Below are 12,894 nucleotides of genomic sequence, written 5' to 3'. Positions count from 1 at the left end.
CCGCACCGCTTGACGACGTCCGCGCCCACCCGCCGCGCCCTGCCCGTCACCTTCGGCGACACTGGTCCCGGGGCGGGAACGAAACGGGGAGGGTTCTGCGATGGGGAACGCACGGATGGGCGGGGATGGGGATGCTTGGCCGCCGGCGCCCGAGGCGGTGCCGCGCACCCGCGCGGAGCTGATCGCCGGGCACGGAATCGGGGCCGAACGCACGTGGCGGCGCGTGCGGCGCGGGATGTACGTGCCTCCTGGTGCGGACGTGACGCCGCAGGTCAGGGCGCTCGCCGAAGTGCGGGCGCGGCGCGGGGCGGTGCTGTCGGGGGCTTCGGCCGCCCGCGCGTGCGGCCATCCGTGGGTCGCCGACCGGGTGCCGGAGGTAGTGCTCGTCCGCGAGCCGCACAATTCGGGCGGGGTGGTCCTGAGCGGCCGCCGCCCGTGCCGGCCTGCGCGCGCGTGCCCGCTGCAGGTCGACGGCGGTGAAGTGGCCGTGCTCGTCGCAGATCCGCTCGACGTCACCATCGACTGCGTCGCCGCGCTGCCCGACGATGAAGCGATCGCGTTCCTCGACGGCGCCATCCGCGTGTGGGGCATCGACCGCGCGCTCCGCGAGTGGGCCCGCGGCGGTCGGCCCGGGGCGCAGCGCATGCGTGAACTGCTGAAATGGTCGGATTGGCGCGCCGAATCGCGTCCCGAGAGCCTGCTGCGCACGAAACTCCGGCGCGCCGGGGCGGGGCGCTGGGTGCCGCAGTTCATGGTGGCCGTCGGCGGCGGAAAGAGGTGGGTGGACCTGGGCGATCCCGACTACCGCATCGCCGTCGAGTTCCACGGCGAAGGGCATTGGCGGGATGCGGAGGCCCGGCGGCGCGATGCCCTCCGCGTCAACGAGCTGCGCGAAGTGGGGTGGTGCGTCATCGAAGTGACCATCCTCGACGTGTTCCGCGACTTCGATGCGCTGCTGCGGCGGATCGGGGAGCACCGCCGCCGCATCGATGCCGAGCGTGACGGGGATCTGGCGTGGCGGCGCGGGAAGGCGATCGACGCCATGCGCATGCGCGTGAACCGCTGGCTGCGGTAGGAGTTCGGGGGCGCGTATGGCCGGCGTGCGTGGGCGGGGTGTGAGGTCGGCGCGTGGTTGGCCGACGCGTGCGTGGACCGTGTGCGTGAGCGGCGCGTGGTTGGCCGGCGTGCGTGGGCGGGGTGTGAGGTCGGCGAGGAGCGGCGGTCGGCCGTGCCCCAAAGGCCGTGAACAGAACTCGACTCTGCGGGGCCGGCCAGGGACGGCGATGGCCCGAAATCGCGATACGCGCCGTGTGGCCCGCTGCGACGTCCGCAGGATTGCTTCGATCATTTGTGCGCATGAGGGGGTTAATCGCATTGCGGGGCGTTGTGGCACGTTTTCGGACATGGTCGATGATTTGCGATGTTCGCATCACGATTGGGATTGTCAACCAATTCAACTTCGCGAGTTTCGTGTGCGATTCGGCGTGTGCGAAAACGATGAAGTTGAAGGAGTGGGGCCCGAATTCTTCAACGCCAGCGTTTTTGCGGTCGTAAATCTGTCGCGAAACCGTCGAAGTTGAATGAGGTCGGCGCCGCCGGCGATTGGGCACCGTGAGAGGCGTCCGGGGCCGCGTCGAGTGGAGTGCGGGCGGAGTCGCCGGTGGGCATGGTGGTGATTGGTGGGGTTCGGGAGCTGAGGTCGGTGAATCGGCAGTTGTGGGTGGTGCCGTTCTTGGTGTTGATGCCGGCGGGTTTGTTGGGGCGCGCGGGGTCTCGTTGGTGGGCCGAAGCCGACCCGCGAAGGGGTGAATCACATACCTGTGGCGGGGTCGGCGGGGGTAGTTTTCCGCCCGATTTTTCCGGCGATTTGTCCCGCTTCGCGACGTCCCGCTCGACGCATTTCGTAGCGCTCGAGAAGCCCCCCGACGGGGTGCGCAGCCCAACGCGTGCGCCCGCATTTAACCGTTTTCGGGGGTACCGGCACGGTTGGCTGCTCGGGAAATGCAACTAAAGCTCCCCGCCGAATCCACTTGACGAGCGCGCATGTGAGATATCCGTTAAAGCGTCGCTAACAATCGACGGGGGTGGTGGCGCACTCCGGTCGGCTCGGGGGTAGGTGCCAGCGACAATCGGATGCGGCGATGAATCGTCCCGGTCAAAATCAATCGCGGGGTGAGCCAGTGGGGCGGCCGAGGTAAGAGGGCCGCAAGCGGGTGCTCACCGCCCCGGCGGAACACCACCGTGCCACGCCGGGGCACCGAGGGGTACCCGCGCTTCGGGGAGGGAACCGCGGCATGACGCACGGCCGGCCGCCGGAAACGGAGGGCACCGGCGCCGGGGCCGACGCGCTGCCGCGGCCAATCGCCCGCTCCGCATCCGGGAACGATGGGGGTCATTTCGCCGGATGCCGGTGAGCCGGGCATCGCTCACCCCGCACGGCCGGCCGCCCGCGCCGCGAAGGGGGGACAGTCGCGCGGGCGGCCGGAGGGGAACGGCGCCGCGATGGCGGGGCCGGATGGGGACCCTGCGATGGACCCGCAATCAGGTGGCGGGGAAGGCGCCGCGATGGCGGGGCCGGATGGCGTTCCGGTGGGCGTCGCAAAGCAATGGGGTGGCCCGGAATGTGGGCCGCGACCTGGTAAGTAGAATCGCTGGCATGCGCATCCTCGTTATCGGTTCCGGTGCCCGCGAGCACGCCCTCCTCCATTCCATGAGCAAGGACCCGCAGGTCGGCGAGTCCGATCTGCACGTCGCGCCGGGCAACGCCGGCATGTCCCGGTTGGCCACGCTGCACCCGGTGAAGGTCGACGACCCCGCCGCGTGCGCCGCGTTGGCCGACGAGATCGAGCCGGACCTGGTGGTCATCGGCCCGGAGGTGCCGCTGGTCGCGGGCGTGGCCGATGCGCTGCGCGCGAAGGGTTACGCGGTGTTCGGCCCGAACGCCGACGCCGCCCGCATCGAGGGGTCGAAGGCGTTCGCGAAGGACGTCATGGCCGCCGCCGGCGTCAAGACCGCCCACGCCGAGGCTCTCCAGCCGGGCGCCTCTGACGCGGACATCGACGCCGCCATCGACCGTTTCGGCCCGACCTGGGTGGTCAAGGACGACGGCCTGGCGGCGGGCAAGGGCGTGGTGGTCACGCCGGATCGCGCCGCGGCCCGCGCGCACGCCGTCGACGTCCTCGCCGCCGGCAACCCGGTGCTGCTGGAGTCCTTCCTCGACGGCCCGGAGGTCAGCCTCTTCTGCCTGGTCGACGGCGAGACCGTGGTGCCGCTGCAGCCGGCGCAGGACCACAAGCGCGTGGGCGACAACGACGAGGGCCCGAACACCGGCGGCATGGGCGCCTACGCCCCGCTGGACTGGCTGCCGGAGGACGGCGTGCGGCGCATCGTCGACGAGGTCTGCGTGCCCGTGGCCAAGGAGATGGTCGAGCGCGGCTGCCCGTTCCAGGGCCTTCTCTATGCGGGCCTGGCGTGGGGCGCCGACGGCCCGTCGGTGGTTGAGTTCAACTGCCGTTTCGGCGACCCGGAGACGCAGGCCGTGCTGGCGCTGCTGGAATCGCCGCTGGCCCAGGTGCTGCACGCCGCGGCGACGGGCACGCTGGCGGAGCAGCCGGAGCTGGAGTGGCGCGACGGTTACGCGCTGACGGTGGTGCTGGCGGCGAAGGGCTACCCGCAGGACACCCGCACGGGCGACGTCATCGGCGGCGCGCAGCCGGGCCGCGAGGACGAGGGCGTGCTCCACGCGGGCACGGCGGTCGACGCGGACGGCAACATCGTGTCGTCGGGCGGCCGCGTGCTCAACGTCGTCGGCGTCGGCGCCACGCTGGAGGAGGCCCGCGAACGCGCGTACGCCGTCCTGCCGACCCTGGAGCTCGACGGTTCGCATTACCGCACCGACATCGCGCTGCCGGCGGTGGAGGGCCGCATTTCCATCCCGCAGTAGTTTCTCCCATTGCTTTGCGACGCCCCCGCGCCCGGGCCACATGGTCCGGGCGCGGGGGCTCTGCTCTGCGCCGATAAGGTGGTGCCATGATGCCTTCGAAGCGATCCGACGTTGCCCCGTTCCACGTGATGGATGTGTTGGCGGCGGCGCAGGAGCGGCAGCGGACGCATGGGGACGCGCTGTTCCTGTGCGCGGGGCAGCCGTCGACGCCGGCGCCGCGGCGCGCGTTGGAGGCGGTGCGGGCGGCGGTGGGGGAGCGGGTGCTCGGCTACACCGAGGCGACGGGCATCCCGGAGCTGAAGCGCGCGATCGCGGAGGATCACAATCGGCGGATGGCGGCGCGCGGGGGCGCGGGGCGCGAGGTCGCGGCCGAGGACGTGGTGATCACGACGGGTTCGTCGGGAGGCTTCGTCACCCTGTTCCTGGCGGCGCTGGACCCCGGCGACGACATCGTGCTGGCCCGGCCCGGTTATCCGGCGTACCGCAATACGCTGCAGGCGCTCGGCGCGAACGTGGTGGAGATCGATTGCGGGCCGGAGACGCGCTTCCAGCTCACCGTCGAGCTGCTGGAGGGGCTGGCGCGGGTGCCGCGGGCGGTGATCGTCACCAGCCCGGACAACCCGACGGGCACGATCATCGACGCCGACGAGCTGGGCCGGATCGCCCGCTGGTGCGAGGCCAATGACGTCCTGCTGGTCAGCGACGAGATCTACCACGGCATTTCCTTCGGCCGCGAGTGCGTCAGCGCCCGGGAGTTCGGCGACGCGGCGGTGGTGGTGGGCTCGGTGAGCAAGTACCACTCGATGACGGGGTGGCGCGTCGGCTGGCTGATCATCCCCGAGTGGCTGCGCGGCCCGTGCGACCGGTTGGCGGCGAATCTGACGGTGTGCCCGCCGGCGGCGTCGCAGGTCGCGGCGATCGAGGCGTTCCACCCGGAGTCCATCGCGGAACTCGACGGCCACGTGCGGCGCTACGCCGCCAACCGCGAATTGCTCATCGAGCGGCTGCCGGGGGCGGGCCTGGGCACCTTCGCCCCGCCGGACGGGGGTTTCTACATCTACGCCGACGTCTCGCACCTGACGGACGATTCGCTGGCATGGGCGCGCGAGCTTCTCCGCGCCACCGGCGTCGCCGTCGCGCCGGGCGTCGACTTCGACACCGTGTCGGGCCACCGCTGGGTGCGGCTGTGTTTCGCCGGGTCGACGGAGGACATGGCGGAGGCGTGCCGGCGCATCGGGGAATTCACCGCGCGCTAGCCCTTCCCCCGGGCGCGCCGCGGGTCTAGCATTTTCGCGGTGAGCATCACGTTGAGCGTGGGGCGGCGCCGCAGGCACCTTCGCCCCACCATGGCGGTGGCCCTCGGTTTCCTGGGCGTCATCGCGGCGGGCACGGCTTTGTTGTCCGCGCCCTGGTCGTCGGTGGACGGGTCGGTGACGCCGCTTTCCGACGCCTTGTTCACCGCGACTTCGGCCACCTGTCTGACGGGGCTGATCACGGTGGACACGGCGGCGCATTGGTCGGCGGCGGGGCAGGTCACGGTGATGGCGCTGATCCAGCTGGGCGGCCTGGGCTTCATGACCATGGCGTCGCTGCTGGGGCTCGTCGTCGTCGGGCGCCTGGGGCTGCGCCAACGGCTGGGCGCGACGGCGGAAGGGCGCGGCATCGAATTGGGCGAGGTCGCGTGGGTCGTGCGGGCGACGGTGCTGTTCACCCTCGTGGTGGAGGTGCTCGTTGCGACCGTCCTGACGCTGCGCTTCCGCTCCGGCTACGGCTACGGCTGGGGCCGGGCGACGTGGGAGGGCGTTTTCCACGCGATCTCCGGCTTCAACAACGCGGGATTCGCGCTGTACTCCGACAACGTCGTCGGTTTCGCCGCCGACGCCTGGGTGCTGTTGCCGTTGGCGTTCGCGCTGATGATCGGCGGCCTCGGATTTCCGGTTCTGTTGGAGGGCGCCCGCCGCGTGCGGGCGCGCGTCGAGAACCGGCCGCAGCGCCGTTGGAGCCTGACCTCCCGGTACACGTTGCTGGGCACGGCGTTTCTCGTGCCCGCGGGCATGGCGATGGTGGCGTTCGGCGAGTGGAACGGCGCCCTCGCCCGCGCCGGCGGCGTCGACGGAGCGGAGCCCACCACGCCGGTGCGGCTGCTCAACGCGTTCTTCGCCGGGGTCAGCCCCCGCACCGCGGGCTTCAACGCCGTCGACTACGCCCATTTCCACCCGTCGACGCTGATGGGCACGGACATCCTCATGTTCATCGGCGGCGGTTCGGGCGGCACCGCCGGCGGCGTGAAGATCACCACCGCCGCCGTGCTCATCGCAGCGATCCTCGCCGAAGTGCGGGGCGACGACTCCGTCATTTCGCACGGCAGAGTCGTGGGCAGGCGCGTCGTCAGGCAGTCGCTCGCCGTGCTGGCCGCCGGCCTGGCCCTGGTGGTCGGCTCGACGATGGCGCTGCTGTTCATCGCGCCGCAGTTTTCCACGGACCAGCTGCTGTTCGAGGTGATCAGCGCGTTCGCGACCGTCGGCCTGTCCACGGGCATCACCGGCGATTTGCCGGTGGCCGCCCAGATGATCCTGATCCCCCTGATGTTCGCGGGGCGCGTCGGCCCGTTGGCGCTGGCCACCGCGCTGGCCGCCCGCAGCCGCGGGCGCCTGTACGACTACCCGGAAGAAAGGCCCTTCATTGGTTAACGCATTCCGCCGCGGCGCTCGCGCGGCAGACGAGGCCGAGGCCGCCACCGGCCCGGTGATCATCCTGGGCCTGGGCAGGTTCGGCCAGGCGCTCGGCGAGGAGCTGGTCGCCGGCGGCGTCGAGGTGCTGTGCGTCGACGCCGACCCGCGCGTCGTGCAGGAATGCTCGACGAGCTTCGACCACGTCGTCACCGCCGACACCACGAACCCGGAGGCGCTGCGCCAGCTCGGCGTCGCCGAGGCCGGGCGGGTGGTCATCGCCATCGGCTCGAACATCGAGGCGTCGGTGCTCACCGCGTCGGCCGTGGTGGACATGGGCGCGCCGAGCATCTGGGCGAAGGCCGACAATCAGGCGCACGCGAAGATCCTCGGGCAGATCGGCGTGCACCACGTCATCCGGCCCGAGTCGGACATGGGCCGCCGCGTGGCGCACCTGATCGGCGGCGGCGTGCAGGAGTACGTCGAGTTCGACCGGGGTTTCGCGGTGGCCAAGATCGCCCCGCCGGTGTCCGTGCTGGACCACCGCGTGGGCGAGATCAACGCGCGCGGCGATTCCCCGGTCCAGATCCTCGCCCTGCGGCCGCGGGACGGGGCTTTCCGACGGGCCCTGGCCGACGACGTCCTCCATGCCGGCGACCTCGTGATCGCCGCGGGCCCCGTCCAGGAACTGGAGAAGTTCGCCGCCCGGAAGTGAGCGGGGGAAGGGCGCGGGACGTGAGCGGGGGAGGGGCGATCCGGGCCACATGGAATACTTGGGGCGTGGCCAACAACAAGAAGAAGATCGCAAACGTCCTGGCGAACCGCTACGCGTCCGCGGAACTCGCGGAGCTGTGGAGCCCCGAGCACAAGATCATCCTGGAGCGGCGGCTGTGGCTCGCCGTGCTGAAGGCGCAGGCGGCGCGCGGCATCGAGGTGCCGGAGGGGACCGTCGAGAAGTACGAGGCCGTCATCGAGCAGGTGGACCTCGACTCCATCGCCGAGCGCGAGCGCGTCACGCGCCATGACGTCAAGGCGCGCATCGAGGAGTTCTGCGCCCTGGCCGGCACGGAGCACATCCACAAGGGCATGACCAGCCGCGATCTGACGGAGAACGTCGAGCAGCTGCAGATCCTGCAGTCGCTGCGGGCGGTGCGCGACAAGGCCGTCGCCGTCGTCGCCCGCACCGCCGAAAAGGCCGCCGCCTACCAGTCCCTGGTCATGGCGGGCCGCTCCCACAACGTCGCAGCGCAGGCGACCACGCTGGGCAAGCGCTTCGCGTCGGCCGCCGACGAAATGTTGCTGGGCATCGAGCGCATCGAGGATCTGATCTCCCGCTACCCGCTGCGCGGCATCAAGGGCCCGATGGGCACGGCCCAGGACATGCTCGATCTGCTCGACGGCGACGAGGCCGCCCTGGCCTCGCTGGAAACGGAGATCGCCGAGGGCCTGGGCTTCACCCGCGTCTTCGACTCGGTCGGCCAGGTCTACCCGCGCACCCTCGACTTCGATGCGCTTTCGGCCCTGGTCGAGCTCGGCGCCGGCCCGTCGTCGCTGGCCACCACCATCCGCCTGATGGCGGGCAACGAGATCGTCACCGAGGGCTTCAAGGAGGGCCAGGTCGGCTCGTCCGCCATGCCCCACAAGATGAACGCCCGCTCCTGCGAGCGCGTCACCGGCTTCCAGGTCATCCTGCGCGGCTACATGACCATGCTCTCCGAACTGGCCGGCAACCAGTGGAACGAAGGCGACGTGTCCTGCTCCGTGGTCCGCCGCGTCGCCCTGCCGGACGCGTTCTTCGCCATGGACGGCATGTTCGAGACGTTCCTCACCGTCCTCGACGAGTTCGGCGCCTTCCCCGCCATGATCGACCGCGAGCTGGAGCGCTACCTGCCGTTCCTGGCCTCGACCAAGGTGCTCATGGCGTGCGTCCGCGCGGGCGTCGGCCGCGAGGAGGCGCACGAGGTCATCAAGGAGCACGCCGTCGGCTCGGCGCTGGACATGCGCGAAAAGGGCGCGGAGCAGTCGCTGGTCGAGCGCCTCGCCGCCGATTCCCGCATCCCGCTCGACGAGGAGGGCCTGCGCGCGGCGCTGGCCGACCGCCACGCCTTCATCGGCGCCGCGGAATCCCAGGTCGATCGCGTGGTGGCGCGGGTGAACGAGCTCGTCGCAAAGCACCCCGAAGCCGCCGCCTACCAGCCGGGCGACATTCTCTGAGCGCGCGCTGAAACGAAACCCGGTCTTTTCGCACCCCCGACCTCCGCCGCGGAGGCGGGGGTGCACCCGTTCGCGCAGCGGAACGGCGTGAGTCCGCGGCGTTTCCACAGGTCAGGGTTTCCTGAGTGGGATGGTTCGCAAAGGGTTTCCAAAGCTGAACGGCAACCCTTGGCAAAAGCATTGAGAGCAGGTTAGCCTTACGCGGGCTCGTTGATCGATGTTCGGTTTTCGCGGCCCGCAGTCCCCGCGGACTGCCCCAGAGCTTCCCCATCGACACCACAAAAGAGGTTCACTGATGCGCTTCACCACGCGCCTGGCCGCCGCCGCAGTCGCGGTCTGCGGTCTCGCCGCCGGCCTCGTCGCCTGCGGCACGGACGAAGGCACCGGCACCGACGGCAAGGGCGCCGCGCCCGCCGACGGCCCCCTGGTCATCTACTCCGGACGCAGCGAAGACCTGGTCGCCCCGCTGATCGAGGACTTCAAGAAGGAGACGGGCATCGAGACGGAGGTCCGCTACGGCAAGACCGCCGAGCAGGCCCAGCTGCTGCTCACCGAGGGCGACGACACCCGCGCCCACGTCTTCTTCTCGCAGGAGGCCGGCGCGCTGGGCCTGCTGCAGGACAAGGGCATGCTCGCCGACGTCCCCGGCGACCTGATGAAGAAGGTCCCCTCCGGCTTCTCCTCCGAAGAGGGCAAGTGGGTCGGCGTCACCGGCCGCGCCCGCGTGGTGGCCTACGACAAGGAGTCGGTCGACGAGGCCGACGCCCCCGACACCGCCGCCGGCATGGTCGACCCGAAGTGGAAGGGCAAGATCGCCATCGCCCCGGGCAACGCCTCCTTCCTGTCCTTCGTCACCGCCATGCGCGTGACCGAGGGCGAGGACGCCGCCCGCGACTGGCTGAAGAAGCTCGCCGCGAACGAGCCGAAGACCTACGAGAAGAACGGCGACGTTCTCGAGGCCGTCAACAAGGGCGAGGCGCAGATCGGCCTGATCAACCACTACTACTGGTACTCGGCGGCCTCCGAGCAGGGCGCCGACAAGATGCGCGCCCAGCTGAAGTTCGGCGCCGACGGCGACCTGGCCGGCCTGGTCAACGCCACCGGCGCGGGCATCCTCACCGGTGCCGCGGAGCGCGAGGACGCGAAGAAGTTCGTCGAGTTCCTGCTGTCCGAGAAGGCGCAGAAGTACTTCGCCGAGAAGACCTACGAGTACCCGCTGGTCGAGGGCATCAAGGGCCCGGAGGGCGTGCCCGCGCTCGATTCCCTGAAGGTCCCGGACGTCGACCTGTCGAAGCTCGGCACCGTCGAGGAGACCGCCGCCCTCATCGATGAGGCCGGTCTGACCGTCAATTGATCGCCGTCTCCGACACCGTCGGCCGTCGCGCTTCGGCGCGCCGGCCGTTTCGGCGTTTCCGGGTGGGCGCGGGACTGCCCGGCCGCGCCAATCCCGTCCTGGTGACGCTGGCCATCCTCACCGTCGCGGTGGTGGCGACGCCCCTGATGTTCCTGTTGGGCGAGGCGCTGGCTGCGCCGGGTGAGCGGATCGCCGATGCGCTGCTGCGGCCGCGGACCCTGCGGCTGACGGCCAACACTCTCGCGCTGACGGGCGGCGCGGTCGCGGGCACCCTGCTGTTGGGAGTGCCCACGGCGTTCGCGCTGGTGCGCACGAATCTGGTGGGCCGCCGCTGGTGGTGGGTGGCGGCCTCCCTGCCGTTGGCCATCCCGTCGTACGTGGCGGGCCTGGCGTGGGTGAGCGCGACGCCGCTGCGCGGGTACTGGGGTTCCCTGCTGGTGCTGGTGCTGGTGACCACGCCGTACGTCACGCTGCCGGTCGCCGCAGCCCTGCGCCGCGCCGACACGGCGGTGGAGGACGTCGCGCGGACGCTGGGCCTCGGGCCCCTGCGCGCCTTCCTGACCATGACCCTGCCGCAGATCGCCCCGGCCGCCGGCGCGGGGGCGCTGCTGGTGGCGCTGTACGCGATCTCGGAGTTCGGCGTCGTGGCCATCATGCGCTTCCCGACGCTGACCCCCGCCGTGCAGACGGCCTTCGCCGGCACCTTCAACCGCGAGCTGGCCATGGTGCTGTCGCTGCTGCTGGTGCTCATGGCGCTGGTCGTCGTCGCGTTCGAGCGCGCGCTGCGCCGCCCGGCCGCGGCCATCCGCGTGCGGGGCGATCAGGCGCCGCCGGTCCGGCTGTCGGGGGCCGGGCAGGCCGGGGTCTGCCTGGGCTTGGCGACGGTCTTCGTCGCCTCCGTCGGCGTGCCCGTCTACGTGCTCCTGGATCGTCTGGCGCGCAGCGTCGCCGGGCACGAGATCGAGGTGGAGCGCATGTTCGCGGCGGCGCGGACGACGGTGTTCCTGGGCTTCGCGGGGGCGGTGGTGGCCACGGTGCTGGCGCTGCCGATCGGCATCCTCGCCGCCCGCCGCCGGTCGCGGCTGGTGTCCGGCCTGGAGACCGCGACGTTTTTGGGCCACGGCCTGCCGGGCATCGTGCTCGGCCTGTCGATGGTCTACCTCGCGCTGGCCGCGGTGCCCGCGCTGTACCAGACCCTCGGGCTGCTGGTCATCGCCTACGGCATCCTGTTCGTGCCCAAGGCCATGGGGTCGGTGCGCACGTCGATCGCGCAGGTGCCGGAGTCACTGGAGGACGCCGCGCGCACGCTCGGCCGGTCGCCCGCGCGCACGTGGGCGGAGGTGACCGGGGCGCTGTCGTGGCCCGGGATCGCCGCCGGCGCGATGCTGGTGGCGCTGACGGTGATGAAGGAACTGCCCGCCACCTTGATGATGCGCCCCACCGGTGTCGATACTCTGGCGACCCGACTGTGGCAGTTGTCCGACATCGCCGCCTACGGGGCCGCCGCCCCGTATGCGCTGATGCTCATCGCGGCCGCCGCGGTACCCGCCCTGGTGCTCGCCCGAAACCCCGGAGGATCGCGATGACCGACGCCCGCCCCCAGACCCCCGCCCCGCCCGCGCTGTCCATCTCCGGGCTCTGCGCCGGATACGACGGCTCCCCGGTGCTCCGCGACATCGATCTCGAGGTCGCGGAGGGGGAGCTTTTGGCGGTGCTGGGCCCGAGCGGCTGCGGCAAGACGACGCTGCTGCGCGTGCTCGCGGGGCTCATGCCCGCCACCGCGGGCACGGTGCATCTGGCCGGCCGCCGCGTCGTCGACGGGCCCTCGGGCGTCCCGCCGGAGCGGCGGCGGGTCGGGCTGGTGCCGCAGGATGCGTCGCTGTTCCCGCACCTCGACGTCGCCGACAACGTCGGTTTCGGTCTCGGCCGCCGGCTTCCGCGCCTGCCGTTCACGCGCCGCGGCCGCAGCGTGCCGGACCGCGTGATGGAGCTGCTGGAGATCGTCGGCATCCCCGAATTGGCGCACCGCATGCCGTCCGAACTGTCCGGCGGCCAGGCCCAGCGGGTGTCGCTGGCGCGGGCGCTGGCGCCGAACCCGGATCTGGTGCTCCTCGACGAGCCATTCTCCGCCCTCGACGCCGCCCTGCGCACGCGGCTGCGCGGCGAAGTCCGCGAGATCCTCGCCGCCCACGGTGCGACCGGCCTGCTGGTCACCCACGACCAGGATGAGGCTCTGTCCACCGCGGACCGCGTGGCCATCGTCGAATCGGGCCGCATCATCCAGTGCGATGCCCCGGAGGAGGTCTACTCGCGGCCGGCGACGGCGTGGGTCGCCGGGTTCGTGGGCACGTGCTCGCTGCTGCGCGGCCGCGTCGACGGCCCGATCGCCCGCAGCGCCCTGGGCACCGCGGAGGTCCCGGCGGGCACGTCGGCGGACGAGGTCGCGGTGATGGTCCGGCCCGAGCAGGTCGCCCTGACCCGCGGTGACGAGGTGGGGGCGGGCACGGGCACCGGCACAGGCGCCGGAGTCGCCGGGACCGTCGAATCGGTGGAGTACTCCGGGCATTCGACCAAGTACGCGCTGAGCATCGGCGAGGCCGGGGACGTCGAAAAGCTCATCGCCCGCGAGCACGGCCCCGCCCGCTTCGCCGTCGGCGACCGCGTCACGGCGGCGGCGACGTCGCCGCTGCACGCCGTGCACGACCGGTAGCGGG

Annotated in this window: 9 protein-coding genes; all 9 read left to right on the top strand. The window is 71.5% G+C overall.

Features of this window, described 5'->3' with window-relative positions; all coding sequences use genetic code 11:
- Positions 1-100: 100 nt before the first annotated feature.
- A complete protein-coding gene (locus CHAN_RS11985; protein WP_290290060.1) occupies positions 101-1,075 on the top strand; it encodes a hypothetical protein in 975 nt (324 codons plus the stop codon).
- A 1,581-nt stretch (positions 1,076-2,656) separates the two neighbouring features.
- Complete coding sequence (gene purD / locus CHAN_RS11980) at positions 2,657-3,943, top strand: phosphoribosylamine--glycine ligase (protein WP_290290058.1); 1,287 nt, start codon at positions 2,657-2,659, stop codon at positions 3,941-3,943.
- A gap of 86 nt (positions 3,944-4,029) precedes the next feature.
- Positions 4,030-5,199, top strand: a complete 1,170-nt coding sequence (locus tag CHAN_RS11975) for a pyridoxal phosphate-dependent aminotransferase (RefSeq protein WP_290290056.1) — start codon at positions 4,030-4,032, stop codon at positions 5,197-5,199.
- A gap of 90 nt (positions 5,200-5,289) precedes the next feature.
- Positions 5,290-6,633, top strand: coding sequence for a TrkH family potassium uptake protein (locus CHAN_RS11970; RefSeq protein ID WP_290293504.1), 1,344 nt, complete (start codon positions 5,290-5,292; stop codon positions 6,631-6,633).
- 55 nt (positions 6,634-6,688) lie between these two features.
- Positions 6,689-7,327, top strand: coding sequence for a potassium channel family protein (locus CHAN_RS11965; RefSeq protein WP_048744177.1), 639 nt, complete (start codon positions 6,689-6,691; stop codon positions 7,325-7,327).
- A gap of 65 nt (positions 7,328-7,392) precedes the next feature.
- Positions 7,393-8,826, top strand: a complete 1,434-nt coding sequence (gene purB, locus CHAN_RS11960) for an adenylosuccinate lyase (RefSeq protein WP_290290055.1) — start codon at positions 7,393-7,395, stop codon at positions 8,824-8,826.
- A gap of 295 nt (positions 8,827-9,121) precedes the next feature.
- Positions 9,122-10,180: an iron ABC transporter substrate-binding protein gene (locus CHAN_RS11955; RefSeq protein ID WP_290290053.1), complete on the top strand. Its 1,059-nt coding sequence runs from the start codon at positions 9,122-9,124 to the stop codon at positions 10,178-10,180.
- A 62-nt stretch (positions 10,181-10,242) separates the two neighbouring features.
- Positions 10,243-11,766, top strand: a complete 1,524-nt coding sequence (locus tag CHAN_RS11950; protein ID WP_206540926.1) for an ABC transporter permease — start codon at positions 10,243-10,245, stop codon at positions 11,764-11,766.
- The gene (locus tag CHAN_RS11945) at positions 11,763-12,890 is read left to right on the top strand and encodes an ABC transporter ATP-binding protein (protein ID WP_290290051.1); all 1,128 of its coding nucleotides are present in this window, start codon (positions 11,763-11,765) and stop codon (positions 12,888-12,890) included. The genes CHAN_RS11950 and CHAN_RS11945 overlap by 4 nt, the downstream gene beginning before the upstream one ends.
- Positions 12,891-12,894: the final 4 nt, after the last annotated feature.

Source organism: Corynebacterium hansenii, from assembly GCF_030408795.1.
Lineage (GTDB): Bacteria > Actinomycetota > Actinomycetes > Mycobacteriales > Mycobacteriaceae > Corynebacterium > Corynebacterium hansenii.
The sequence above is the reverse complement of the archived record's forward strand: the minus strand, read 5'-3'. Positions and strand labels throughout refer to the sequence as shown.

Bases quoted from the DNA above. Each gene is read 5' to 3' on its own strand.
- CHAN_RS11975 (WP_290290056.1), top strand. From the start codon at position 4,030: ATGATGCCTTCGAAGCGATCCGACGTTGCCCCGTTCCACGTGATGGAT.
- CHAN_RS11945 (WP_290290051.1), top strand. From the start codon at position 11,763: ATGACCGACGCCCGCCCCCAGACCCCCGCCCCGCCCGCGCTGTCCATC.
- purD (WP_290290058.1), top strand. From the start codon at position 2,657: ATGCGCATCCTCGTTATCGGTTCCGGTGCCCGCGAGCACGCCCTCCTC.
- CHAN_RS11955 (WP_290290053.1), top strand. From the start codon at position 9,122: ATGCGCTTCACCACGCGCCTGGCCGCCGCCGCAGTCGCGGTCTGCGGT.
- CHAN_RS11985 (WP_290290060.1), top strand. From the start codon at position 101: ATGGGGAACGCACGGATGGGCGGGGATGGGGATGCTTGGCCGCCGGCG.
- CHAN_RS11970 (WP_290293504.1), top strand. From the start codon at position 5,290: ATGGCGGTGGCCCTCGGTTTCCTGGGCGTCATCGCGGCGGGCACGGCT.